Annotated in this window: 20 protein-coding genes and 1 pseudogene; 17 read left to right on the top strand and 4 right to left on the bottom strand. The window is 34.0% G+C overall.

All coding sequences use genetic code 11. The annotated features are described in order from the left end of the window. Positions 1-131, top strand: a pseudogene (locus tag FC091_RS09985) (IS110 family transposase); the annotation flags it as partial. Positions 132-183: 52 nt separating this feature from the next. Here FC091_RS09985 and FC091_RS09980 read toward each other — a convergent pair. Next, complete coding sequence (locus tag FC091_RS09980; RefSeq protein WP_138434132.1) at positions 184-918, bottom strand: hypothetical protein; 735 nt, start codon at positions 916-918, stop codon at positions 184-186. Between the two features lie 190 nt (positions 919-1,108). Here FC091_RS09980 and FC091_RS09975 point away from each other — a divergent pair, with 190 nt between their 5' ends. The 12 genes from FC091_RS09975 to FC091_RS09920 all read left to right on the top strand — a co-directional run bounded on the left by FC091_RS09975 (position 1,109) and on the right by FC091_RS09920 (position 14,670). Next, positions 1,109-2,482, top strand: a complete 1,374-nt coding sequence (locus FC091_RS09975; protein ID WP_138434131.1) for an alanine/glycine:cation symporter family protein — start codon at positions 1,109-1,111, stop codon at positions 2,480-2,482. Positions 2,483-2,587: 105 nt separating this feature from the next. Continuing rightward, positions 2,588-3,007, top strand: a complete 420-nt coding sequence (locus FC091_RS09970) for a transposase-like zinc-binding domain-containing protein (RefSeq protein ID WP_138434130.1) — start codon at positions 2,588-2,590, stop codon at positions 3,005-3,007. Between the two features lie 105 nt (positions 3,008-3,112). Beyond that, positions 3,113-4,366 carry a porin gene (locus tag FC091_RS09965; RefSeq protein WP_138434129.1) on the top strand — a complete coding sequence of 418 codons (1,254 nt, stop codon included), beginning with the start codon at positions 3,113-3,115 and terminating at the stop codon, positions 4,364-4,366. Between the two features lie 12 nt (positions 4,367-4,378). Next, a complete protein-coding gene (locus FC091_RS09960; RefSeq protein WP_138434128.1) occupies positions 4,379-4,639 on the top strand; it encodes a DUF4212 domain-containing protein in 261 nt (86 codons plus the stop codon). A gap of 32 nt (positions 4,640-4,671) precedes the next feature. Beyond that, positions 4,672-6,447, top strand: a complete 1,776-nt coding sequence (locus FC091_RS09955) for a sodium:solute symporter family protein (RefSeq protein WP_138434127.1) — start codon at positions 4,672-4,674, stop codon at positions 6,445-6,447. A gap of 70 nt (positions 6,448-6,517) precedes the next feature. Beyond that, positions 6,518-6,712 (top strand): hypothetical protein, encoded by a 195-nt coding sequence (locus FC091_RS09950; protein ID WP_138434126.1) that lies wholly within the window; start codon positions 6,518-6,520, stop codon positions 6,710-6,712. Beyond that, positions 6,705-9,395: a sensor histidine kinase gene (locus tag FC091_RS09945; RefSeq protein WP_138434125.1), complete on the top strand. Its 2,691-nt coding sequence runs from the start codon at positions 6,705-6,707 to the stop codon at positions 9,393-9,395. The genes FC091_RS09950 and FC091_RS09945 overlap by 8 nt, the downstream gene beginning before the upstream one ends. Positions 9,396-9,415: 20 nt before the next feature. After that, entirely contained in the window at positions 9,416-9,778 is a 363-nt protein-coding gene (locus tag FC091_RS09940) for a response regulator transcription factor (RefSeq protein ID WP_138434124.1), read from the top strand. A gap of 66 nt (positions 9,779-9,844) precedes the next feature. Next, complete coding sequence (locus FC091_RS09935) at positions 9,845-10,072, top strand: hypothetical protein (RefSeq protein ID WP_138434123.1); 228 nt, start codon at positions 9,845-9,847, stop codon at positions 10,070-10,072. Then, positions 10,069-11,982, top strand: coding sequence for an acetate--CoA ligase (locus tag FC091_RS09930; protein ID WP_138434122.1), 1,914 nt, complete (start codon positions 10,069-10,071; stop codon positions 11,980-11,982). The genes FC091_RS09935 and FC091_RS09930 overlap by 4 nt, the downstream gene beginning before the upstream one ends. Further along, a complete protein-coding gene (gene acs / locus FC091_RS09925; protein ID WP_076615729.1) occupies positions 11,975-13,882 on the top strand; it encodes an acetate--CoA ligase in 1,908 nt (635 codons plus the stop codon). Before FC091_RS09930 ends, acs begins: the two co-directional genes overlap by 8 nt. A 134-nt stretch (positions 13,883-14,016) precedes the next feature. Beyond that, positions 14,017-14,670 (top strand): HAD family hydrolase, encoded by a 654-nt coding sequence (locus FC091_RS09920; protein WP_138434121.1) that lies wholly within the window; start codon positions 14,017-14,019, stop codon positions 14,668-14,670. Here the strand turns inward: FC091_RS09920 and FC091_RS09915 are convergent. Next, complete coding sequence (locus FC091_RS09915) at positions 14,667-16,142, bottom strand: helix-turn-helix domain-containing protein (RefSeq protein ID WP_076621232.1); 1,476 nt, start codon at positions 16,140-16,142, stop codon at positions 14,667-14,669. The two genes, FC091_RS09920 and FC091_RS09915, sit on opposite strands and share 4 nt — an antisense overlap. A 120-nt stretch (positions 16,143-16,262) precedes the next feature. On the opposite strand from FC091_RS09915, the gene aceB reads away from it, so the two are divergent. From aceB to FC091_RS09895, 4 genes are all read left to right on the top strand, one after another. Then, positions 16,263-17,861: a malate synthase A gene (gene aceB / locus FC091_RS09910; protein ID WP_138434120.1), complete on the top strand. Its 1,599-nt coding sequence runs from the start codon at positions 16,263-16,265 to the stop codon at positions 17,859-17,861. A gap of 76 nt (positions 17,862-17,937) precedes the next feature. Then, complete coding sequence (locus tag FC091_RS09905) at positions 17,938-19,569, top strand: isocitrate lyase (protein WP_138434119.1); 1,632 nt, start codon at positions 17,938-17,940, stop codon at positions 19,567-19,569. Between the two features lie 255 nt (positions 19,570-19,824). Beyond that, a complete protein-coding gene (locus FC091_RS09900) occupies positions 19,825-20,664 on the top strand; it encodes a tetratricopeptide repeat protein (protein ID WP_138434118.1) in 840 nt (279 codons plus the stop codon). Next, positions 20,661-23,582: a fibronectin type III domain-containing protein gene (locus FC091_RS09895; RefSeq protein WP_138434117.1), complete on the top strand. Its 2,922-nt coding sequence runs from the start codon at positions 20,661-20,663 to the stop codon at positions 23,580-23,582. Before FC091_RS09900 ends, FC091_RS09895 begins: the two co-directional genes overlap by 4 nt. A 64-nt stretch (positions 23,583-23,646) precedes the next feature. On the opposite strand, the gene FC091_RS09890 is transcribed toward FC091_RS09895, so the two are convergent. Together FC091_RS09890 and FC091_RS09885 are read right to left on the bottom strand one after the other, a co-directional pair. After that, the gene (locus tag FC091_RS09890; protein ID WP_138434116.1) at positions 23,647-24,309 is read right to left on the bottom strand and encodes a 3'-5' exonuclease; all 663 of its coding nucleotides are present in this window, start codon (positions 24,307-24,309) and stop codon (positions 23,647-23,649) included. A 1-nt stretch (position 24,310) separates the two neighbouring features. Next, the gene (locus FC091_RS09885) at positions 24,311-26,200 is read right to left on the bottom strand and encodes a DUF294 nucleotidyltransferase-like domain-containing protein (RefSeq protein ID WP_138434115.1); all 1,890 of its coding nucleotides are present in this window, start codon (positions 26,198-26,200) and stop codon (positions 24,311-24,313) included. Between the last annotated feature and the right edge of the window lie 53 nt (positions 26,201-26,253).

Raw genomic sequence — 26,253 nt, 5'->3', positions numbered from 1 at the left:
GGATAGTGGCAAAAGGGAAAAGCAAGAAACTGGCACTCATTGCAGTAGCAAACAAACTGTTAAAACAGGCTTTTGCTATTGCAAAATCAGGATTGCCATATGACGAGAACTTTGTTTCAAAATTAGCATAAAATTACTTGCTTTTTAACTCAGTTCTTTGTTATATGCTTTAAATATTTAATTTTAATAGATTGGTCGCTCATAAAGCCCAGATTTAATAATCGGTATATTTAATTCATATCTACTTAAAACTTTTCCAACTAATTCTCCAAACCATTTTGGTGCTCTAGGTGACACATAAATTTCTTTTATAAGCTCTGTTGGTTCAATGTCTAAATTCAGAAAGGTTTGATCATTATTAAAATGAGATTTATTTATATCTTCTTCAGACCAAAAAATTGCTCTTAATTCTTTTTCATGCGAGAAACTAGATCTTTTATGTAAAAACGGAAAAAATAGATTTCCTGTTGGAATATAAGTTGTGTCATAATTTATATATTTTACCATACTCGTACGTCCAATTAATTTTGATTTCTCAATTGCTTTGGATAATGCTTCATGGTCGCTTTTTATTGCTATTCCTTCTGGGCTTTGCAAGTACAAATCCCACATTGCAGCAGATTCGTTCTCACTTATAAACCAACAGTTTATAAACATTCTTGTCTTTTCAAGTTCTATTGTTTCAATGAATCTTTCTAATATTTTTTTAGGAAGTTCTCCTTTGCTAAATCTTTCTTTGAGAGAATCTATACTTGGTTTTGTCCAAGCTCCTTCATAAGGGTCTTCAAATTTATCAGACCTAGAAAAAAATAGACTTTTATCTTCTAATAGACTTAAAAGTTTTGTGAAATCCATATATCTCCAAATTGTATAATTTTGTTTTGGATGATAAAAATTTGGATGAGTATTATCTAGCATAATGGTTTTATAAAAGTCAAGAATTATATGTTGGGATTATTGCAGGTAATGTCTAGGATATGAATCTGTTTCAATGATTTATATCCACCGATAAGCGAAGTTAATTTTTTATTTTTTGAAAATCAATATATTACAGTTTGCACTATCAATATGTTATTAACACAGCAAAGGATTCCTTATTTTTAACCGTATGAAGACTTTAGAAAATTTAACAGCAGCTTTTTCATCCTTTGCATGGGGTTTACCATTACTAATTCTTTTAATTGGTGGCGGATTGTATTTATTAATTCGTTCGCAGTTTATACCATTTCGATATTTAGGACATGCTATTAGTGTGTTGAGAGGTAAGTATGATAATCCAAATGATGCTGGTGAAATTTCACATTTTAAAGCTTTAACAACAGCATTATCTTCCACAATTGGCATGGGTAATATTGCAGGAGTAGCTTTGGCGATTTCAGTTGGTGGACCTGGTGCCATGTTTTGGATGTGGGTGAGTGCTATCGTTGGGATGAGTACTAAATATTTTACATCGACTTTGGCGATTTTGTACAGAGGGAAGGATAGTAATGGAGATATACAAGGTGGGCCTATGTACTTTATTACTGAAGGTCTTGGTAAACACTGGAAATTCCTGGCGGTTTTATTTAGTGTGTTTGGGATGTTAGGTGCATTACCAGTGGTGAATGTCAATCAGTTAAAACAAGCCATAAACGATATTATATTAAGACCTAATGGAGTAGAGGTGTCTTTTGGTAGTAACCTTATCATTGCTATAGTTTTGGTCATCGTTACAAGTTTTGTAATTCTTGGTGGTATACAACGTATTAGTCGTTGGGCTTCTAAAATGGTACCTGCTATGGTAGTGCTGTACTTTGTATTGGTGTTGATTATTCTTGGTGTTTATTTAGAAGAAGTCCCAAAATATCTATCCTTGATTATTACAGATGCTTTTGCAGCAGATTATTTTCCAAAAGACAAGTCGTTTTTGGGAGGTGTTTTAGGAGCTTTGATTTTGCATGGTATTAAACGCGGTGCATTTTCTAACGAAGCTGGTCTCGGAACAGCACCAATGGCACACGGAGCAGCAAAAACTGCCGAGCCTGTAAGGGAAGGTTTAGTCGCAATGCTCGGTCCTGTGATAGATACCTTAATTGTGTGTACGCTCACAGCTTTAGCAATTTTGGTCACAGGTGTTTGGCAAAGCACATCAGACAATGGTGTTAGTCTTACAGCCTCTGCCTTTGAGCAAGCCTTACCGTATGGTCAATACCTATTAATGGTTTGCGTATTTTTCTTTAGCGTGTCATCGTTGTTTAGTTATTCGTATTATGGTACTAAATGTTTATCGTTTTTAATAGGTGCAGATAAAAAGCACTATTACAATTATTTCTACATTCTGAGTATTGTTTTGGCAGCTACAACACCTTTTGAAGCGATGATTAACTTTATAGATGGTGTGTTTGCCTTTATGGCTATACCAACAATGGTTGCAACTATACTATTAGCACCAAAAGTGATAAAAGCATCTAAGATCTATTTTTCGTCATTGAGAAATAAGTAATTGTAGTCTAAATTTTGTTTAATAATTTATTTAATTGCCTGAAACAAAAGTATATGTTTTGTTTATATCGTGCTAAATTGATATATTTATGCTAAATTAATATATATGAAGATTGATCTTTGTCCTAACTGTGGTTCTGATAGCTACGTAAAAAGTGGTATAGTTAATAATAGACAGCGTTATAGATGTAAATCCTGCAACTATTATTTTACCGTTAATAAATTAGGCAAAAAGATCGACGACTACTACGTTAATAAGGCTTTGCAGTTGTATTTAGAGGGATTAACCTATCGTGAAATTGAACGTATTTTGGGTATTTCTCACGTTAGTATTATGAATTGGGTAAAAAAGTATAACATAAAGCGACCTTATAATTCAACATACCATCCTACTTATAAAATTCTCAACGCGGAAGAACTGGCATTATTCTTTTCTAATGCTAAAAATTTGTCTGGCGCAGGTACGCTAGTTACAGAGCTTGGTGACAAGTTTATGCTCATAAAATGGGAACGTTTTAGAGACTAGTATATATGTAATTACCAAATATATATATTAACTTTTTTTTTAGAGATTGTTTTTTAGAGTTTAGTGGTGCACACGAAACCAATGTTTAACTAACAACTAATCTTTATGAAAAAAACAAGTCTATTATTATTTTTTATTGCAATAGCATTTATACCTATTGCATCTTGGGGTCAGCAAGAAGATTCTGAACCCGACCATTCTTACAAGCCAATGCAATTTAAACTTAATGAAGATGGCAGTAAGTACATGAGATTTATTACATGGCATCAGATGTGGCTACAAGCTGGATCAGAACAGAAAGGTCCTAAGTTTTCCATAAGGAGGTCTAGAGTTTTGGCTTATGCCCAGATATCTCCAAGATTTTTAATATTAACCCACTTCGGGTTAAATAGTTTGGGTGCTGGTAATCTTACGGCTAACCCAAACTCGCAACAGAATAATCAGCGAAGTTTATTGTTTTTACATGATGCTTGGGCGGAATTTGCGGTAGTACCTCAAAAATTATATATAGGATCTGGTTTACACTATTGGAATGGAATTTCAAGATTGACAAATCAAAGTACCTTAAATATGATGACCTTAGATAATCCTGGTGGCCAAGGTGGTGCATCGGTATCTGATGCAAGGTTATTTCCATGGTCAAACATCACAACAAGCGACCAATTTGCAAGGCATTTAGGTATTTATGCTAAAGGTTCTCTCGGAAATTTTGGATATCGAATTTCTGCCAATAATGCAAGAAATAATATCGGTGAATTAGGCCCTACACCGACCTTTCAAGTAGATAATAGCGTAGGAACAGGAACATGGAACTATGCAGGATATTTTAAATATGATTTTTTTGATAAAGAATCTGATAAGTTGCCATATTTTGTTGGTTCTTATCTAGGAAAAAAGAAAGTGCTGAGCATTGGTGCAGGCTTTCATTATCATCCAGATGCCTTAGCGGTCAACACGCTTGAAAATAGAGAAGACGTGTTCCATACGGCTTTTGATGTTTTTTATGATGCACCATTAAACGAAAATTTGGCTATAAGCGCTTTGGGTGCCTACTATAATTATAATTATGGTGATACAGATGGTGCACCTGGTGGTGGTTTAGTGCCTTCTTCTGGTTCCATACTTCATGGTCAAGTTGGTCTCTTGTTTCAAAAAGCCAAGCTAATGCCTTACGTTAAGTATAATACGCAATCTCTTGATTACACTCCTAATAATGCAAACGAATTTGGTGTAGGTCTTAACTATTTTATAAATGGTCATTTTGCTAAGATTACCGCAGAATATTTAACAGGTAAAAGTGGCTTAACAGGAGCAGAAAACAGAAATGTTTTTACAATTCAAACACACATATTCTTATAAACAATTCAAATTATGTCAGAACAACAAAAAAATGCTTCAGCATATTGGAAGGAAAATGTAAAATACCTTTCCATATTACTAGCCATATGGTTCATAGTGTCTTATGGCTGTGGAATTTTGTTTAAAGATGCTTTAAACGAAATAAGACTTGGCGGGTTTAAACTAGGGTTCTGGTTTGCTCAACAAGGATCTATATATGTATTTGTAATTCTCATTTTCGTATACGTACGAATAATGAATAAACTAGATAAAAAATATGGTTACGACGATTAGTCTTAACTAATAACCAAAAAATTAAAAAAATTATGAGTGTACAAACTTGGACATGGATATTAGTAGGCGTAACGTTCGCACTATATTTCGGAATTGCAATTTGGGCCAGAGCAGGCTCAACAAAAGACTTTTATGTTGCTGGTGGTGGTGTTTCGCCATTAGCTAATGGTATGGCAACAGCTGCAGATTGGATGAGTGCTGCGTCATTTATCTCAATGGCAGGATTAATTTCCTTTATGGGCTATGATGGTTCTGTCTTCCTTATGGGTTGGACAGGTGGTTACGTGCTCTTAGCCTTATTGCTAGCACCTTACTTACGAAAATTTGGAAAATTTACAGTGCCAGATTTTATTGGCGACAGATATTACTCCAATACAGCAAGGACTGTAGCAGTAATATGTGCTTTAATTGTATCATTTACATACGTAGCCGGCCAGATGAGAGGTGTTGGAATTGTGTTTTCGCAATTTTTACAAGTTGATATTAATTTGGGTGTAATTATTGGTATGTTGGTGGTTTTAGTTTTTGCCTTTTTAGGCGGAATGAAAGGAATTACTTACACACAAGTTGCACAGTATTGTGTTTTAATCTTTGCTTTTATGGTACCTGCCTTTTTTATATCTATTCAGATGACGGGCAATATCATACCACAATTAGGAATGGGAGGTACTGTTGAAGATGGTACATTTTTACTCGATAAACTGGATGCCTTACATACACAGTTAGGGTTTAATGAATATACGGATGGTAGCAAGTCTACTTGGGATGTCTTTGCTATTACCTTAGCATTAATGGTTGGTACAGCAGGTTTACCACACGTTATTGTACGATTCTTTACAGTTCCTAAAGTAAAAGATGCACGTAAGTCTGCTGGTTATGCTTTACTTCTTATAGCTATTTTATATACAACTGCACCAGCAATAGCAGTATTTGCAAGAACTAACTTAATCGAAACGGTAAGTAATACAGAATATAAAGAGATTCCTCAATGGTTCAAAAATTGGGAGGATACAGGCTTGATCGCTTGGTCAGATAAGAATGGAGATGGTAAAATTCAGTATGTAGCAGGAAGTGCTATCGATGGCAAAAAACCTGTTTATACCGATGCAAGAGGAACATTTGGTGAACGTTTGATATCTAATGCTAATGCTACAGAAAACGAATTGTATGTTGATAGAGACATCATGGTGTTGGCAAACCCAGAAATTGCTAACTTACCAAATTGGGTTATTGCCTTAGTGGCAGCAGGTGGTATTGCAGCCGCTTTATCAACTGCAGCAGGTTTATTGTTAGTAATTTCCACTTCTATTTCCCACGACTTAATTAAAAAACAATTAAAACCAAATATCTCAGATAAAGGAGAATTAATGTGGGCAAGAGGAGCTATTGTTGTAGCTATTATTATTGCAGGTTTATTTGGTATTTATCCACCAGGTTTTGTCGCCGCAATTGTTGCCCTAGCCTTTGGTTTAGCTGCGGCTTCGTTTTTCCCAGCAATTATTTTAGGAATTTTTGATAAGCGAATGAATAGACAAGGTGCAGTTGCAGGTATGATTGTAGGTATAACAATAATGTTAGGTTACATGATTGCTTTTAAAACAGGACTTTGGAAAACCTTTGATCCGTTACCAAAAGACCAATGGTGGTTTGGTACTTCGCCAGAAGGTTTTGGTACAATTGCCATGCTTGTTAATGTTGTTGTATCGGTTGTAGTGTCTCGTATGACACCTGCACCACCAGAACATGTACAAGAAATTGTAGAAAATATTAGAATTCCATCCGGTGCGGGAGAAGCACAAAGTCATTAATTGACAAGTTTTATTAGTTAGCAAAAACAGTGTTGTAATTACAACACTGTTTTTTGTATTTTAGTTTCCAATGAAAAAAAGACACGAGCAAAAATTAGTTATTCTTTCACTTGCCGCATTCGCAATGCTAAATGTACCTTTCTTACTGATATTTAATCATGATGGGCATGTGTTTGGTATTCCGACATTTTACCTTTCGGTTTTTTCTATATGGTTGGTGGTTCTTATAGTGTCTTATGTTGTTTTAAAACGTCATTATGAGTAATTACGTTTTATTTTTAATAATTATTATTTATCTAGCTGCTTTATTTTTCATTGCTTATTTAGCTGAGAAAAATTCCAAAAGCAAGTGGGTGAATAATTCAGTTGTTTACACGTTGTCTTTAGCTGTATACTGCACTGCCTGGACGTATTATGGAAGCATTGGTATTGCTGCTAATTCTGGTATAAATTTTTTGCCAATTTATCTAGGGCCAGTAATTGCGGCACCACTTTGGATAATCTTATTAAAAAAGATTATAAGAATTTCTAAGCAACATAAAATTAGCTCTATTGCAGATTTTATATCATTGCGTTATGGTAACCACAGGTTTTTAGGTGCATTGGTTACGATTGTTTGTCTCATGGCAATTGTGCCTTATATATCATTGCAATTAAAGGCAGTTTCTGAGACCTTTCAAATTTTATCAGATGAGACAAGTTATGTTTCTACATCAGTTCTAGATGATTCTACTTTTTATATTGCCTTGCTATTGGCTGTTTTTGCTACATTTTTTGGTACACAAACTACAGATGCATCAGAAAAGCATAAAGGTATAATAATGTCTGTAGCCTTTGAGTCTATTTTAAAACTGGCCTTCTTTTTGTTTGTTGGTATTTATGTTACTTACGTTTTGTTTGATGGTACTGAGGATATTTATACTAAAATGTCTCAAGCTGAAAATTTTAATTCGCTTACCACTATCAGTGGGTTCGAAGAAGGTTTTAATTGGTTATACACCATAATGTTGTCTTTTATGGCAATATTCTTATTACCAAGACAATTTCAAGTTTCAGTAGTTGAAAATGTAAGAGAGAAGCATTTAAAAAATGCAATTTGGATGTTTCCATTGTATTTATTGTTATTTAACATCTTTGTTATTTTTATTGCCTGGGCAGGAAATTTAACTATAGGTAACGCAGGACAAGCTGAATACTACGCCTTGTTGTTGCCATTACAAAACGGAAATACTTTTCTTTCGGTGTTAGTTTTTTTAGGAGGGTTATCTGCGGTAATCTCAATGGTTGTTGTGGCTACTTTGGCATTATCAAATATGGTGAGTAATAATCTGGTAATACCTTATGGCTTTTTAGATTATTTTATTAAAAGTCATCCAGAACGAAATGCCAAATACATAAAAAGCATAAGACGTATTTCAATTTTTTCAATCATTATTATTGCTTACGTGTTTTATGTTAATTTTTCTTTTGAATTGTCTTTATATTCTATAGGCTTAATGGCTTTTGTTATTATAGCACAGTTGGCACCATCATTTTTCATTGGTTTGTTTTGGAATAGAGGCTCATCTAATGCGACTATTATAGGAATAATCGCAGGTATTACAGTGGTTTTTTACACGTTGATATTGCCTTTTTCTTTACATGCCATAAATGGATCAGATGATTTAGTGCAATATGGCCTTGCAGGCATATCGTTTTTAAGACCTCATGCATTATTTGGTATAGATTTTTTAAGTCCGCCAGCACATGCCTTTTTCTGGAGTATTTTAGTTAACCTTTTGTGTTACATGATATTTTCGGTATTACAAAAAGGAAACTATAGAGAGCGTAACTATGCTGAGATGTTTGTGGACAGTAAAAACTATTCGGATTTACAAGATGGTGCTTTGGTATGGAAAGGTGAAGCCTATGTTGCCGATATAAAAAAAGTATTGGTAAAGTTTTTAGGAGAAAACAGAACAGAACGTGCTCTAAATCTATTTTTTAGAAAATACGACCTGCCATTAGATACCCAAATGGCTGATGCACGATTGATTAATTTTTCTGAAAAACTATTAACAGGAAGTATTGGTAGTGCTTCTGCTAAGATATTAATTGCAAGTGTAGTCAAGGAAGATGAAGTAAGTTTGGTTGAGGTACTTAAAATACTAGAAGAATCTAAAGAAACCATTGCCAGAAATAAACTGCTAAGAGAAAAGTCTAACGAGCTCACAAAACTAACAAATCAGCTAAAATATGCTAATGAAGAGCTTATAGAAAAAGACAGGCAGAAAGATGAATTCTTAGATACCGTTGCACACGAGCTTAAAACTCCGATTACAGGAATAAGAGCTGCAACAGAATTGTTAATGGACGATGATGACGATATGCCAAAAGAGATAAAAGCACAGTTCTTAAAGAATATGTTGCAGGATAGTGATCGACTCTCTCGATTGATTCATAATATTTTAGACTTTGAAAAACTATCCAAAGGGCGATCAACTCTAAACATTAAAAAGTATAACATTAAAAACACTATCAAAAAAACCATTGATAGTTTAAAACACATTGCTGATAAAAAGCAGATAGAGATTATTAATTCTAATAACAGTGATTTAAGTGCAGAATATGACGAAGATCGTATTGTGCAGGTATTGACAAATCTTATTTCTAATGCTATAAAATTTTGTGATGTTAAAAAAGGTAAGATTGTTGTGGATTATAGATTTGATTTAGGATATTTGGAAGTAACAATAAAGGATAATGGTAAGGGAGTGCCAAGACTAGATTTACCATACGTTTTTGATAAATTTTACCAATCGAAAAATCAAAACATCCAAAAACCAGAAGGTAGTGGTTTGGGTTTAGCTATATGCAAACAAATAATTGAAAAGCACAACGGAAAAATCTGGGTAAGAAATAATGAAAAAAGTGGCGCAACCTTTGGTTTTAAGCTACCTTTTAAGTAAATTGTAATCGATTCTCAAGAATGAGGAAAATTGTAATCGTCGATGACGAACCAAATATAGTAATGACGTTAGAATACACTTTTAAAAAACACAATTTTGAAGTGTATATAGCAAGAGACGGAAGCGAAGCTTTAGAAATCTTGCAAAGTGTTATTCCAGACGTGATTATGTTAGATGTTATGATGCCAAAAGTTGATGGTTATCAAACACTTAAGTTAATTAAAGAAAACAAACAGTTAAAAGATACCAAAGTAGTGTTTTTAACTGCAAAAAATAAAGCTTCAGATATTGAAAAAGGCTTAAAACTTGGAGCAGATAAATATTTGACAAAGCCCTTTTCAGTAAAAAAAATAGTTTCAGAAATTAATGAGCTTTTAGCTTAGGGTTTCACTTTGTTAAACATTGGTTTTGTGTGCAAACGAACTAAGTTTAATCAAAGTAAAACAAAAATGAAACATCTTCGTATCAATGCTTTAGCGTCTGATATTATAATCAGTATATACGTTTTAGTAACCTTATATTTCCGTTTTAAATTAGAAAGTGAAACAGCAACAGGTCCAATAGAGTCGCTTGTAATGGGTATTTGCTTTGTGGTAATTCTTTGGGCTTTGATAAAGCTGAAAGTGTTGAATCCCAATTGGTTTGGTTTGTTTAATTCTAAAAAAGTCAAACCATGAATTATCAAGATATTTATTTAGAAAGTATAAACCATCCTGAAGCCTTTTGGAAAAAGCAAGCCGAGCAGTTAGAGTGGTATAAAGCTCCATCAAAAATACTAGGTACTGACAAGTATAATTATCCACAATGGTTTAAAGATGGAACATTAAATCTCAGCTATTTGTGTATAGATAAGCACATAAAAGATGGCTATGGTGAGCAAAATGCCATTATTTATGATTCACCAGTAACCAATAGAAAACAACACATCACGTATAATAAACTGCACACTGAAGTTTCTAAACTTGCAGGTGGTTTACAAGCACTTGGACTACAAAAAGGCGATACTTGTGTTATTTACATGCCTATGATTCCACAAGCTTTATTTGCTATGTTGGCATGTGCTCGTATAGGTGTTATTCATTCTGTGGTTTTTGGTGGTTTTGCACCTCACGAATTGGCAATAAGAATAGACGACTGTAAACCTAAAGCCATCATTACAGCTTCAAATGGTGTGGAGATAAAGCGTATAATTCCTTATAAACCTTTCGTAGATGAAGCTATAACACTAGCATCTCATAAACCAGAACATGTTATTGTATTTGACAGGCAATTAGGTGTTGAAATTCCTCATCAAAAAAGAGATATAGATTATGCTGAGTTGGTTTTAAAATCAGATGCAATAGAGCCAGTTGAAGTAGAGTCTAATCATCCATCTTATATCTTATACACATCTGGAACAACCGGAAAACCTAAAGGAATTATTAGAGATACAGGCGGTTATGCCACTGCACTAAAATTCTCTATGAAACATGTTTATGGAGTTGAAGAAGGTGATGTGTACTGGGCTGCAAGCGATGTTGGTTGGGTTGTAGGTCATAGTTACATTGCATATGGCCCTTTATTAAACAGAAATACAACTGTTTTGTTTGAAGGTAAACCAATTAAAACACCAGATGCCTCAACCTTTTGGCGAATTATTAGCGAGCATAAAGTAAAGGTAATGTTTACCGCTCCAACAGCAATACGCGCTATAAAAAAAGAAGATCCTAATGGAGAATTTATTAAGAAGTATGATATAAGTTCTCTAAAATATCAGTTTTTAGCAGGTGAGCGTTGTGATGTGTCCACTTTACGATGGACAGAACAGCACTTACAAGTTCCTGTTATAGATCATTGGTGGCAAACTGAAAGTGGTTGGCCAATGTTGGCCAATATGGTAGGAGTAGAACTTATGGAAGTAAAACCAGGCTCGGCATCATTACCAGTTTGTGGATACGATATTCAAATATTAAGTGAAGAAGGAAGAGAAGTAGCTGCAGGAGTAGAAGGTTATGTAGCTGTAAAATTACCCTTACCACCAGGAACATTATTAAACCTTTGGGAAAATCCAGAACGGTTTAAAAATGGTTATCTCAATAAATTTCCAGGATATTATTTTTCTGGAGATGGAGGTTACAAAGATGAAGATGGCTATGTGTTTATTACTGGTCGTGTAGACGATATTATTAACGTAGCAGGTCATCGTTTATCTACTGCAGAGATGGAAGAAATTGTAGCGTCTCATAAATCTGTGGCTGAGTGTGCGGTTTTTGGTATACACTGCGATATTAAAGGTCAAAAACCTCTTGGGTTAATTGTTCTTAAATCTGGTGAACACGCAGAAGAGCATGAAATTTCTAAAGAAATTATACAAGACGTACGTCACGAAATTGGTGCTGTTGCGGCTTTTAAAGATGTCTTTGTAGTTAAGCGATTGCCAAAAACAAGATCTGGTAAAATTCTTCGTAAATTGTTAAGGCATATTTCAGACGATTTAGAGTACAATGTGCCATCTACAATAGACGATATTGCTATAATACCAGAAATAGAATCAGTTTATAAAAAAAATCAAATAGGAATACATAAAAACATAATCAATCATGAGTAATTATCATATCAAACACTTTGAAGAGTACTTTCAAGTTTACAGAAAATCAGTAAGAAATCCAGAATCGTTTTGGGAAGAAATTGCTGAAGAACACTTTGTGTGGCGCAAAAAATGGGACAATGTTTTAAGTTGGGATTTTACAAAACCAGAAATTAAATGGTTTGAAGGCGCAAAACTAAATATTACAGAAAACTGTATCGACAGACATTTGCACACAAGAGGCGATAAGACCGCTATTTTATTTGAGCCGAATGATCCTAACGAGCCAGCAGAACATATTACTTATAAGCAGTTGCACGAGCGTGTTTGTAAGTTTGCCAACGTGCTCTTAGATAAAGGTATTAAGAAGGGTGACCGCGTTTGTATTTACCTACCTATGATTCCAGAATTGGCGGTTTCTGTATTGGCTTGTGCACGCATTGGAGCTGTACACTCTGTGGTATTTGCAGGATTTTCTGCTACTGCACTTTCAACACGTATAAATGATTGTGATGCTAAGATGGTATTAACATCAGATGGGTCTTACAGAGGCGCAAAAACAATAGATTTAAAAGGTATTGTTGACGAAGCTTTAGAAGATTGTCCAGGTGTAGAATCTGTTTTGGTAGCTAAACGTATCAATTCAGACATAAACATGAAAGAAGGCCGTGATGAGTGGCTGCAGCCATTATTAGATGAAGCTTATAATGATTTAACCGCAACCATTATGGATGCTGAAGATCCATTATTCATTTTATATACTTCAGGTTCTACAGGAATGCCAAAAGGCATGTTACATACTACAGGTGGTTACATGGTCTATTCTGCGTATACGTTTAAAAATGTATTTCAGTACAGAGAAGAAGACGTCTATTGGTGTACGGCTGATATAGGTTGGATTACAGGACACAGTTATATAGTTTATGGCCCTTTATGTAATGGTGCCACAACCGTAATGTTTGAAGGTGTGCCAAGTTATCCCGATTTTGGACGTTTTTGGGATATTGTAGAAAAACATAAAGTTAATCAATTCTATACAGCACCAACTGCTATTAGAGCTTTAGCTAAGCATGGCACTGAACTTGTAGAAAAATACGATTTATCATCGCTCAAAGTTTTAGGATCTGTAGGTGAGCCTATTAATGAAGAAGCATGGCATTGGTACAATGATAATGTTGGTAAAAAGAAAAGCCCTATTGTAGACACTTGGTGGCAAACTGAAACCGGCGGAATTATGATTACGCCCATACCTTTTTCAACACCAACTAAACCCACTTACGCAACCTTACCATTTATTGGCATTCAGCCAGCTTTAATGGATGAAAATGGAAAGGAAATTAAAGGTAATCAGGTTGATGGTAGACTTTGTATAAAATTCCCTTGGCCATCCATGGCACGTACTATTTGGGGAAATCATCAACGCTATAAGGACACCTATTTTTCCGCTTTTGAAAACATGTATTTTACAGGTGATGGAGCATTGAGAGACGAAGTGGGTTATTATAGAATCACAGGTAGAGTGGATGATGTAATTATCGTCTCTGGTCATAATTTAGGTACTGCACCGATAGAGGATGCTATTAACGAGCATAATGCTGTGGCAGAGAGTGCTATTGTTGGTTTCCCACATGATGTTAAGGGTAATGCACTATATGGCTACATTACATTAAAAGATACAGGTGAAGACAGAAACCATGATAATGTTCGTAAAGAAATTAATCAATTAATTACAGACCGCATTGGGCCAATAGCCAAACTTGATAAAATTCAATTTACAACAGGATTACCTAAAACGCGATCTGGTAAAATCATGAGGCGTATTTTAAGAAAAATTGCGTCAAACGATACAAGTAATCTTGGTGATACAAGTACATTGTTAAACCCAGAAGTTGTACAAGATATTATGGATAATGTTTTGTAAAAAAGATTAAAGATTAATATTCAAATCCCAAATTCCAAAAAATTAAAATGTGTGCAACGGAATTTGGGATTTTTCTTTACGTTTTTACTGCTTTTGTTAGCTTCTTTTCTAATTTAGCTGAAAATTAAATTCTTATGCTAAAAGCTGTTTTATTTGATATGGATGGTGTTATTGTAGACACGGAGCCATTACATCGCAAAGCATATCACCACATGTTTGATGATGTTAATATTAATGTCGATGAAGATTTATACGCGTCTTTCACAGGACAGTCTACCATTAATATCTGTAAGCGATTAGTGGATCATTTCAATTTGAAGGAAACACCAGAACATTTAGTAAGTTTGAAGCGTAAGCACTATAAAATCTTCTTTGAGAATGATGATTTAGACCTCATAGATGGTGTTTTAGAACGAATACAAGATTATCATAATAATGGTGTTGAGTTGGTTGTGGCTTCCTCAGCTTCAATGCCAGGAATAAAGCAAATATTTGAACGTTTTGACCTTAATCAATATTTTAGTGCTAAGTTCAGCGGTGCAGATTTAAAAAAGTCAAAACCTCATCCTGAAATTTTTTTAAAAGCAGCAGAATCTACAGGCTTCAATAAGTCAGAATGTATGGTTATTGAAGATTCTACAAACGGAATTAAGGCAGCTCATTCTGCAGGAATTTATTGTGTAGGTTTTAAAAGTCCACACTCGAGCCATCAGGATTATACGCTTGCTGATAAGGTAATTACAGATTTTACAGAAATTGCATATAAGAAAGCTGTAAATCTTGTTTAGCTATATTTTTGAGTAATATTTTGAACAACTTCAGAAGTCTTTGCTTCTTTATTTATAGATTCTAATATTTTGGGTGGAGACTGTCTTACGCTGCAATTTATAATACCGCAACGCTCGCAAGTAACACCAACGTGTGGCGATTCAATACTTTTATGGTTTAAGAAATTAACTTTGCGTTGAAGCTGTGTGTTTAGCTGAATACCTATCGAAATACTACGATAACTGTTTTGTTTAAAAGGGTCTTTAGTAGCAGAAGCTAGTACCAAGTACTTTTTATCCTCAGCCACGTAATCTGAAATTTGAATAGAAAACTCATGTTCAGAATTGTTTGCGCTAATAGCTTGCAAAACTTTTATAGAGGCCCATCTTCTGCAATAGTGTTCATTAGTTTCTCTTGCTCTGGGTGATTGCTGTTTTTCTAAGTGTAATTCTTTGTTAAGTGAAAACTTATCAGTTCCTTTCTTGTGTGAAAATCTTAAAAAGAACAAATTTTTGAGTTTAAATTCTTTAGGAAGTACATTGGTTAATCTTTGATATATGCTTTCTGGCGAGGCATTGTACTCCTGTAATAAGTGTTCAAAGTCTTTAGTTTTAAATTGCTTTTTACTGAATAGATCTTTTAGGTTGTTGACAATACTTTCTTTAGGTATAATGAGTGCACCAGCAAAATAAGACGCGTAGAAATTATTTAAAACCTTATCGAAATTATCAAATTTTATCCACGAAAACGTGTATAAACGCTCTTTTATATTTAAGTAATTATATGCTAGTTCCTTTGCGTAAATAAACGCGCGTTGTGCATCATCAATGCTTTTGGTAATTAGCAAGGTTTTGGTTTTAGGAACAAAAATAGAACGCAGATTATCAAGCTCGCTATGCGCTTCTAATTCATCGTTATTAATGTTATAGCCAAACTCTTCAATAAGAATATCTTCCAATTCTTTTGAAGTAATTTTTTTAGAAAGGTCTATTTGGTACGTTTTAGCAAACTTTACAACGTGCTCTTCTAAATCTTCGAAATAATTGTAGTTAGCCTCTTGGAACGACCTTACCGAAGCTAGAAAAAAGTTTTCTCTACTAAAATTGTAGTTATTGGCAATCTCTATAATCGTGCTTATAAATGCGGTAACTTTAGAGGGAGCATTAGAAATAATATCTATCAGCGTATTTTCTTGAATACCAAATAAATCTAAAGGGATTTCTTTCAATAGTTTTGATTGCAAAATTTCACCAATAGGCGCCAGGTTTTTATCGAGTTTTAAGGATACTAACTCATCATAAGGCACTTCTAGATGTTCCGATAATGCAGAAATTTTATCTGGCTTAGGATATTTTTTTCCTTTTTCAATTTCGTTGAGATAAGACTTGGATAAACCAGAAAGTTTAGAAAGTCCAAATAGCGAAAGTCCGCGATCTGTGCGTATTTGCTTAAGTTTTAACCCGAAAATTAATTTGATATAATCTTGTTCCATATCTACAAATATAACACTATTTGCGAACTTAATTATTTAGCGAAAATAAAAAAATAGCGAACGTTCGCTTGTTTTTTTGAAAAATAGGTTGTAACATTGTTTTATCAAAATCAATAGGATATGGAAATTTCAGTTACAAATCAGCAGCAAGTACAATTTGCACAAGAGGTAAAAAACAGATACCCAGAAATTTTAACCGATGAAGCTATAGCGTTCTTAATCGCTTTACATGAAAAATTTAATACTAATAGATTAGAGTTATTAAAGCAGAGAGAAGCACAACAAGCTATTTTCGATTCAGGTAAGTTTCCTTCCTTTCCTGTGGAAACAAAAAATGTAAGAGAATCTGATTGGACAGCAGCTCCAATTCCAGAGGATTTATTAGATAGACGTGTAGAAATTACTGGCCCTGTTGATCGTAAAATGGTAATTAATGCACTCAATTCTGGTGCTAAAACTTTTATGGCAGATTTTGAGGATAGCAATGCACCAAGTTGGGCCAATAATATGGAAGGGCAAATCAACCTCAGGGATGCCAACACTAAAACCATAGAACTTGTAGATGAGGCTAGAGGTAAGCATTATACACTTAATGAAGAAACAGCAGTACTCTTAGTAAGACCAAGAGGTTTACATCTTAATGAACGCCATTTATTGGTTGATAATGAAGAGATGTCAGGCAGTTTAGTAGATTTTGGATTATATGTGTTTCATAATACTAAGACCTTGATGGAAAAAGGCTCAGCACCATATTTCTATCTGCCAAAATTAGAGCATTATTTAGAGGCGCGCTGGTGGAACAAAGTCTTTGAATTTGCACAAGCTTATCTAGGTGTACCACAAGGAACCTTCAAAGCAACCTTGCTTGTAGAAACAATTACGGCAAGTTTTCAGTTAGATGAATTTATTTACGAATTAAAAGACCATATTGTTGGGTTAAACTGTGGTCGTTGGGATTATATATTTTCATACATCAAAAAGTTTAGAAATCACGATGGTTTTGTAGTGCCAAACAGAGATCAAGTAACAATGACAACACCTTTTATGGCTGCGTATTCTAATTTGGTAATTCAACGTTGCCATAAAAGAGGTATTCACGCCATGGGTGGAATGGCAGCACAAATTCCGATTAAAAACAATCCGGAAGCTAATAAAGCAGCATTAGAAAAAGTAAGATTAGATAAAGAACGCGAGGCAAAGAATGGGCACGATGGTACTTGGGTAGCACATCCTGCTTTAGTTGAGGTGGCCATGAAAGAATTTGATAAGTATATGCCAACACCAAATCAAACCTTCAAAAAGCGTGAAGATATCACGGTAACTGTGGCCGATTTGGTAGAGTTGCCAAAAGGTACAATTACTGAGGCTGGTGTTAGAAAAAACATTAATGTAGGTATACTATATATGGAAGCTTGGCTCAGAGGCTATGGTGCAGTGGCACTTTATAACTTAATGGAAGATGCCGCTACGGCAGAAATATCGAGAACCCAAGTATGGCAATGGTTAAAGAATGAAATACTTCTTGAAGATGGACGTCAATTTAACAAAGCTTTATTTGATGAGATTTTTGATGATGAAGTAGAAAAAATCATAAGAGAAGTAGGTGAGGACAAGATAAAAGATACAAAGTTCTGTGACGCTATCAAACTTTTCAAAAAGCTTGTTACTCAAGAAAATTTTGAAGAATTTTTAACGCTTTCAGCGTATCAACAATTATAAAAAATATCCCGCTAATGCGGCAACATTAAACGGGATCTATATTAAATCTAAAGTATCATTAATACATTTCAAAATTATGAAAAATTTATCACAATCTAATTATGCTTCTGCTTTACAGACCGTAAAAGATTTAAAAACAAAATTTGGTAACAATTGGGCAGCAATCAATCCAGATAGCGCCGCAAGAATGGCAACTCAAAATCGTTTTAAAACAGGTTTAGATATTGCAAAGTATACAGCAGCTATTATGCGCAAAGATATGGCAGATTACGATGCTGATTCTTCAAATTATACACAATCTTTAGGTTGCTGGCATGGGTTTGTGGCACAACAAAAAATGATTGCAGTAAAAAAACACCATAAATCAACAAGCAAAAGTTATTTATACTTATCGGGTTGGATGGTTGCTGCATTACGTTCTGAGTTTGGACCATTACCAGACCAATCTATGCACGAAAAAACTGCTGTACCAGCACTAATCGAAGAAATTTATGATTTCTTGCGCCAGGCTGATGCTATAGAGCTTAATGATTTGTTTAGAAGACAAGCCAATGGTGAAGATGTGCAAAATGAGATTGATAATTTTGAAACACATATTGTACCAATCATTGCAGATATAGATGCTGGTTTTGGTAATGAGGAAGCGACGTATTTATTAGCGAAAAAGATGATTCAGGCTGGTGCTTGTGCTATTCAAATCGAAAACCAAGTATCTGATGCTAAGCAATGTGGTCATCAAGATGGAAAGGTTACGGTTCCACACGAAGATTTTATAGCAAAGCTTAATGCTGTACGTTATGCGTTTTTAGAGTTAGGTGTAGATGATGGCGTTATCGTGGCTCGTACAGATTCTGAAGGTGCAGGATTAACACAAAAGTTGCCAGTGAGTAAAGAGCCTGGTGATTTGGCCTCAAAGTATTTGGCGTTTGTAGATGCTGAAGAAGTTACAATGGATGAAGTAAAAGAAGATGAAGTGTTATTAAAGCGTGATGGTAAACTGGTTAGACCAATTAGATTGCCAAATGGGTTGTATAAATTTAAAGATGGTTCTAACATCGATAGAGTAGTGCTAGATTGTATTACAAGTCTACAAAATGGTGCAGATTTATTATGGATTGAAACACCTACACCAAACGTTAAACAAATTGCCCATATGGTAAACCGCGTACGCGAAGTGGTGCCAAATGCTAAGTTGGTGTATAATAATTCTCCATCATTTAATTGGACTTTAAATTTCCGTAATCAGGTTTTTGAAGAAATGCTTGCTGAAGGGGAAAATATGACAGCCTATGATAGAAATAATCTGATGAGCGCAGAGTATGATGGTACAGAATTATGTCACAGAGCCGACCAGAAGATTAAGACTTTTCAGTTAGATGGTGCTAGAGAAGCTGGTATATTTCACCATTTAATTACTTTACCAACATATCACACCACGGCATTACATATGAATGATTTAACCGAAGGCTATTTTGGTAATGATGGCATGTTGGCTTACGTAAGAGATGTACAACGTCAAGAAATTAGAAAAGGTGTGTCTTGCGTTAAACATCAAAGAATGGCAGGTTCTGATCTTGGTGATGACCACAAAACATTCTTTGCTGGTGATAAAGCCTTAAAAGCAGGTGGAGAAAAGAATACTTCAAATCAGTTTGAGGCAAAAGGAAATGAAGTTAAAGAAAAAAAGAAACTAAGTGTTGTAGCGTAATGATATGATCATATAGTTAATTTGACAATAATTTGTTGTTTATTAATTTAGTTAGGAGAAAACACATCCAATTTTGGATGTGTTTTTTTGTTTTAACATTTTGAAGGTTAGCGATTTAATTTACATTTAGACGTTTGTTTTTTTAATGCGCTGTATTTAAACAAGTAATATTACAGTTTGTCTAAATTTTTCAATTACTGTTTAAATTTTAATTTCTTTTGATAAGCTATTAATTACCCCAAACAATTATAAACTTTGCGATTTAAATTACTTTTTATAGTATTGTTTGTACTCTCTGGTACAAGTCTTTATGCACATGGCGATTTGCATAAGAGGATTGTAAAAGTCTCTGAAGAGATAAAAAAATATCCAGACAGTGCTTATCTATATTTTAAAAGAGGTGAGCTTTACTACCAGCATAACAATTTTACCAATAGTCTAAGCGATTTTAAATACTCAAAGAAACTGGGTTTAGATAGTTTTGAACAGAATCACTTATTGGCCAAAAGTTATTATTATCTTCACAAATACAGTAACTGTAGAAGAATTATTAAAAAAATATTAAAAGATGATAGTGATAATATACATGCACTAAAATTACTTGCAGATATGTACTTTAAAAAGAAAAAGTATGAGAAATCTGCACAATTATACAATGAAGTAGTACAGAAATCCGATGTCGTTCTTCCTGAATATTACCTCTATGCTTCAAAAGCTTGGTTTGCAACAGATACTGAGTATGGTCAGCAACGCTCACAAAAAATATTAATTCAAGGAATAGAGGATTTGGGTGATATAATTGTTCTCTACAATAAACTTATTTCAAATTATATTGATATGCAAGATTTTGATTCTGCTGCAAAGTTTCAAACTAAAGTTATTGAAATAAGTAACAGAAAAGAACGCGCATATTTAAAACTTGCTAATATTCAGATTGAACAGGAAAAATTTAAAGAAGCAAGATTTTGTATAGCTAGGGCTGAAGAGAGCTATAGAAAACTTCCATATAGATTAAGAAATACAAAATTTATGAAGGAGTTTTATTCAGAATTACAATCAAAAAGAAACGAGCTTGAGAAAATAGAAAAAATATGAGAAGAAATTACACGCTTTTACTGTTACTATTTATTGGTTTGTCTTCATTTGGACAAACATTAGATAGATTGCCATATCTTCAAAAAGGAACCGAAACAAGTGTTACCATTAAATGGCGAACTGATATAAATGATACATCGATTGTAGAGTATAGTACTGATGCAACCTTTGCGTCTTACTCTACTTATAGTGATGCTACATTAAAAACAGATCATGAGGTTGATATTAATGGTCTCACTGCAGGAACTGTGTATTACTATAGGTTGGGTACAGGTGGTAGTATTCTATCTAATAGTAATGATATATATTTTAAAACGCATCCTACGGTTGGTACTGTAGATTCTTATACTTTTTGGATACTTGGTGGTATAGGAAAAACTTACTTTAATCCTACAAACACAGGTGCTGTTAGAGATGCATACCATTCATACGTTGGAAATAATGTAACAGATGGAATTATTTTAACAGGCGATAATGCTGATTCTCATGGTACAGATGTTCAATATCAGAACCATCTATTCAGCTTTTTTTATGAAAAGTTACAGAACTCCATTTTATGGTCTACAATTGGTAACATTGATGGACAATATGTTGGTTCTACTAATCCTGAAGGCGCTTATTATAATATTTTTACCTTTCCAACTGCTGGCGAATCAGGTGGTTTAGCATCGGGAACAGAATCTTATTATTCATTCGATTACGGTAATATTCACTTTATAGTTTTAAACTCATTTGGTGAAGACAGATCTATTGGTGGTGCTATGTATAATTGGGCATTAAATGATATCCAAAATACAACCCAACAATGGGTTATTGGTGTTTGGCATCATCCTCCGTATTCAAAGGGTTGGCATCCTTCCGAAGGTTTTGACAGAAATGGTGTTCCTGCTGAAATAGAACTTATTGAAATGCGTGAGAACATTATACCAATGTTAGAGGCAAATGGTATAGATTTAGTTATTGCAGGACATAGTGAATCTTATGAAAGATCTTATTTCATTAATGGTCATTATGGAGAGTCAGCTTCTTTTGATGCTAGAATAAATACTATTGGCCCAAACGGTGATGGTGATGGTAAACCTAATGGTGACGGTGCATACAGTAAATCTTTGATCGGTGATAACGCAGGTATAGGAACTGTTTATTCTGTAAATGCCACAGCTTCTCGCCGTGCTAGTGGAGATTTAGATCATAATGCAATGTACTATTCAGTAAGAAATTATGGATCAGGTATTTTAGAAGTTAATGGAAATAATCTAACAATGAAATACCTAAGAGATACAGGTGTTGTTGAGGATACTTTCACTATTCATAAAGGACCAGATTATGTATACGATAATGGTTGGCAAGATGGTAATAATCCTAATGGTGTAGCAACAGCCTCAGATGATTTAATTGTCGTTGCAGGTGATGCTAACATAACAGCTAATACTACTTTTAATACAGTAGTTGTTAATCCTGATGGTAATTTAATCGTTGACTCTGGTGTTAGTTTAACTGCGAAAAGTATTGTTTTAGAATCAGATTCAGATGGGTATTCTAGTTTACTTCCTTCGTCTACAAGCACTGTGACTGGTAGGACTAGATATGAGAGGTATGTTAATCAAATCGGTTCTTCTTCTGGTGGTGGAAATGATTTAGTATCGTCTCCAGTAACTGACGGTACTATGGAAGCTTTCAGTGATTTTGCCGATTGGAATAAAAATATAGCAGCATCTAATAATTTAAGAGCATTTGCGCCTTTTAACAACGTATCTGGTAATTATGAAAATTATGATATTGTTGTTAACGAAACTACACCTCTTGAAGCAGGTAAAGGTTATCGCAGCGCAACAATAGATGGTAGTTCTGTTGTTTTTACAGGAGCCGTTAGTGTAGGTGATGTTACTACTACAATTTCCTCTGGTTCTGCTAGCCCATGGAATTTAGTAGGTAATCCGTATACAAGTTATATAGATGCTCAGGCATTTATTAACGAAAACGGGTCATTAGGTAATGATGTTTTAGATTCAAATTACAATGCTGTTTATGGTTATAATGCTGGTACCGATGGTTCTGGGATATGGACAATAATAAATAATATTCAGAATGTAGGTAAAAACATTGCACCAGGACAAGGTTTTTTTGTGTTCTCAAATGGTACTGGAGGTTCGGATAACTTATTATTTACACCTTCAATGAGAACTACAATTGGCAATGATGATTTTATTTTGGGTAGAAACAGTAGTTCAATCTCTCACCTGAGTTTAAGAATTGAAAATGCAGCTAATAATTACGATACAGATTTCTACTTTTCAGAGAATTGTTCATCTGGTTTGGATATAGGTTATGATGCAGGATCTCTAGATGCTAGTGATGCTAATTTCTCATTATATTCTCATTTAGTTGCTGATAATATTGGTGTGGATATGGCTATTCAATGTTTGTCTTTTGATGATGTGGAAAGTGTTGTGGTGCCTTTAGGAATTAATGCTTCAAATGGTGATAATATAAATGTTAATATTCATGAAAGTGATTTGTCAGAGGACATTAATGTTTATCTAGAAGATAATTTAGAAAACACTTTTACTCTATTAAATACTAATAGCTATAACTTTACAGCAATTGAAGATTTACAAGGTACTGGTAGATTTTTCTTGCATTTTTCACCTTCTACATTGTCTAATGATTCAAATAATATTAGTGGGTTAGAAATTTTTACAAGTAGTAATCCGGATGTATTGAATGTTAATGGTAAGTTGAATGGTTCAGCACAATTGAATCTTTACGATGTTCAGGGTAGATTGGTGCTAACACGTGTATTAGAAAACGGAAGTATAGTAAACTCAATAAATGTTGAAGCGTTACAATCTGGTGTATACATCGTAAAACTTAATGTTTCAGGTGCGATAAGAACAGAAAAAGTAATTATAAACTAATGGTACTTAATCAACCAAGAAATATAAACACATTCAATTTTGAATGTGTTTTTTTTAATATTGGTTACAAAAGACCAATACGTCTAGGAATCCTTTCCAAATCACTCAAGCTAATTTTAGAGTTTGATTTTAACTTAAAAACTAATTTTAAAAATAGTAATGCAGTTATGTAGGCATCACCAGATGCTGTGTGTCTATCGTGAAGCGGTATATTAAATCGATTAGATAATTCATCTAGGCCAAAATGAGTTTTGCTAGTATCTAGTTTTGTTTTTTGAAAGATTTGCCCTGTGTCCAAAACCCGATTTTTTAGTTTTGGTAATCCTAATCTTGTAAGAACTGTATTGATCATAGCAATATCAAATGCAGCATGGTGCGCCACTAAAACGGCATTTTTAATATATTCCAAGAAAAGTAACATAGCTTCAGATTCTTCAACTTTAATAAGTTTTCCTTCTTTTAAAAGACCATGTATTTTTACAGTGTCAGCATTAAATGTCTCTTGTTTGACATATAATTCTAATTGGTCTGAAACTTTTACCTTTAGGCCTTCAATGGCTATGCATCCAATAGACAATATTCTATCCTTTTTAGTATCGAGTCCAGTAGTTTCAGTATCAAAAACTACAAATCGTATGTGTTCAATATTTTGCTCTTGGGCTTTTGAAAAGGAATTTTTGTAGTTCTCCCAAAATTCTGGATACGATTTGCGTTTAAACCAATTCATTTTAGAGTAGTTGAGATAGTTTAAAGCGCATTTTTATAAGTTCTTGTACATCCTTTACTGCTTTAAAAGTACGCTTTAGTTGTAGACGATTACCTTTGTCTAAGGATTCTAAATCTATGAATCTACCTGAGTCATTATGTCTTAGACCTTGTTCTGTTCTAAAGGTTAAAAGATTTTTATAAGCTTCTATACAAAATAAATAGGTGTCTTTATTTTGAGGTTCTAGTTCTACGAGTTTTTCATAGCGTTCTATTGTGTTATTTACAGCTTTTATGTTGTGAGAAAGCATTAATAATCTTGCTGCGTCCACTAGAGGCATCATAGCACGTGCCTTAATATCAAATTGGTCTTTATGTTCTCCGTCATCTTCTACTAGGAACTGTCTGAAAAAGCTCAAGGGTGGTGGATTCTGTAGTGCATTTCTACCTAAATAGGTTAAAAAAATGTCGTGATTATCAATACTCTCAAAGATACTTTCAGATAATTTACTCACAAGTTCTACGTCTCCATAAACATGTTCATAATCAAAGAAAATAGTGCAAAGCATAAGATTGTCTTGGTCAGGGGTAGTAATCCAACTATTGAATTGTTGAGACCATTCTGAAACCGATTTACACCACTTTGGGTTATTGGCCATCATTTTTGCTGGACACAATTCAAAACCTACTATTTCTAAATCTTTATTTATGTAATCTGATAGTTTTAAAAAGTATGATTTTGTATTTTCATATTCTTCGGTTTTAACGTTTTCAAAAACTAATGCGTTATCTTGATCTGTCATTAATAATTGTTCTTGCCGACCTTGGCTTCCAATGGCTAACCATGCAAATTGTGCTGGTGGTTTTTTATCCATTTTGGTGATAGAAAAAGCAATTATTCTTTGTGTTATAGTATCGTTTATAGCAGATACTAATCTTGAAATAAAATCTATCGGAATATCTTGTTCTAAATAACGTGTTAATAATTTTTCTGTACGTTGTCTTATATCTTTAAGCTGTTCTGCAGAACGGCTTCTTTTAATTTCTTTAATTAACGCAGAAGCATTATTCTCCCTGAGAACAATGATGTCATGTTCAGAAAGGATTCCTGTTAAATCTGAATCGTTTGTACCATCTTTAGTAATGCATAAGTGTGTAATCTTATGTTTTAACATGGCGATTTGAGCTTCCGCAACAGTAATAGTTTCAGGATAGGTTATAACAGGAGAAGACATTATTCTAGAAACAGAATCTTCTATAGAATGTTTGCCTGTCGCAATTTGTGTTCTTAAATCTTTGTCTGTAATAATCCCAATAGGCTTATTTTCTTTTGTAATTACAATAGAACCTACATGCTTTTCAGTCATAATGCTTGCAGCTTCATTTATTTTAGTGTCAATGCAACAGGTAATAGGATTTTTAGAATAGTCTGCTGTCTGTAAATACGTATATTCTGACGAATGCTGAAGGGTTTCAATAAAGTCGTCGTCTTCTGTGTTTTTAACCCTAACATTTGAAGCAAAACTCGCCATTAAAAACTGACTTGCATCGGCATTGGCGGTTATGTAGGTTTCTAAATTTTCAAGAGAGATACTGTAAACAATACTTTCTTCTATAGCTTTTGCGTTGAGTTTGTATTCGCCTCTGCGGAGTAGAGCACGAAGACCAAAAATGTCGCCTTCATCGCATTTGTCTACAAGATTATTATTTGCTCTAAATAGGCCTATTGCACCATTTCGCACAACATAAAAATGATTAACAACAGGCTGACCAATCTCAAAAAGAAACTGATTGTTTTCTAAATAAATAACATCAACTGATTTTGAAATTGATAAAAGTTGATCTCTTGTTAATAAATTGAATGGAGGAAAACCCTTTAAATAATCATATATACGCTCTGCTATGGTATTCATGTAAGCAATTTAACTAAAAAATGACCTTTTCTATATGAGAAAGGTCATTTTTA

The organism is Winogradskyella algicola (genome assembly GCF_005869935.1).
Taxonomy (GTDB): domain Bacteria; phylum Bacteroidota; class Bacteroidia; order Flavobacteriales; family Flavobacteriaceae; genus Winogradskyella; species Winogradskyella algicola.
This window is presented reverse-complemented; position numbering and strand designations above follow the sequence as displayed.

What these genes read in the sequence shown, in the direction of transcription:
- FC091_RS09965 (WP_138434129.1), top strand. Translation starts at nt 3,113, where the DNA reads ATGAAAAAAACAAGTCTATTATTATTTTTTATTGCAATAGCATTTATA.
- FC091_RS09960 (WP_138434128.1), top strand. Translation starts at nt 4,379, where the DNA reads ATGTCAGAACAACAAAAAAATGCTTCAGCATATTGGAAGGAAAATGTA.
- acs (WP_076615729.1), top strand. Translation starts at nt 11,975, where the DNA reads ATGAGTAATTATCATATCAAACACTTTGAAGAGTACTTTCAAGTTTAC.
- FC091_RS09955 (WP_138434127.1), top strand. Translation starts at nt 4,672, where the DNA reads ATGAGTGTACAAACTTGGACATGGATATTAGTAGGCGTAACGTTCGCA.
- FC091_RS09980 (WP_138434132.1), bottom strand. Translation starts at nt 918, where the DNA reads ATGCTAGATAATACTCATCCAAATTTTTATCATCCAAAACAAAATTAT.
- FC091_RS09895 (WP_138434117.1), top strand. Translation starts at nt 20,661, where the DNA reads ATGAGAAGAAATTACACGCTTTTACTGTTACTATTTATTGGTTTGTCT.
- FC091_RS09920 (WP_138434121.1), top strand. Translation starts at nt 14,017, where the DNA reads ATGCTAAAAGCTGTTTTATTTGATATGGATGGTGTTATTGTAGACACG.
- FC091_RS09945 (WP_138434125.1), top strand. Translation starts at nt 6,705, where the DNA reads ATGAGTAATTACGTTTTATTTTTAATAATTATTATTTATCTAGCTGCT.
- aceB (WP_138434120.1), top strand. Translation starts at nt 16,263, where the DNA reads ATGGAAATTTCAGTTACAAATCAGCAGCAAGTACAATTTGCACAAGAG.
- FC091_RS09975 (WP_138434131.1), top strand. Translation starts at nt 1,109, where the DNA reads ATGAAGACTTTAGAAAATTTAACAGCAGCTTTTTCATCCTTTGCATGG.
- FC091_RS09950 (WP_138434126.1), top strand. Translation starts at nt 6,518, where the DNA reads ATGAAAAAAAGACACGAGCAAAAATTAGTTATTCTTTCACTTGCCGCA.
- FC091_RS09935 (WP_138434123.1), top strand. Translation starts at nt 9,845, where the DNA reads ATGAAACATCTTCGTATCAATGCTTTAGCGTCTGATATTATAATCAGT.
- FC091_RS09885 (WP_138434115.1), bottom strand. Translation starts at nt 26,200, where the DNA reads ATGAATACCATAGCAGAGCGTATATATGATTATTTAAAGGGTTTTCCT.
- FC091_RS09930 (WP_138434122.1), top strand. Translation starts at nt 10,069, where the DNA reads ATGAATTATCAAGATATTTATTTAGAAAGTATAAACCATCCTGAAGCC.
- FC091_RS09940 (WP_138434124.1), top strand. Translation starts at nt 9,416, where the DNA reads ATGAGGAAAATTGTAATCGTCGATGACGAACCAAATATAGTAATGACG.
- FC091_RS09915 (WP_076621232.1), bottom strand. Translation starts at nt 16,142, where the DNA reads ATGGAACAAGATTATATCAAATTAATTTTCGGGTTAAAACTTAAGCAA.
- FC091_RS09905 (WP_138434119.1), top strand. Translation starts at nt 17,938, where the DNA reads ATGAAAAATTTATCACAATCTAATTATGCTTCTGCTTTACAGACCGTA.
- FC091_RS09970 (WP_138434130.1), top strand. Translation starts at nt 2,588, where the DNA reads ATGAAGATTGATCTTTGTCCTAACTGTGGTTCTGATAGCTACGTAAAA.
- FC091_RS09890 (WP_138434116.1), bottom strand. Translation starts at nt 24,309, where the DNA reads ATGAATTGGTTTAAACGCAAATCGTATCCAGAATTTTGGGAGAACTAC.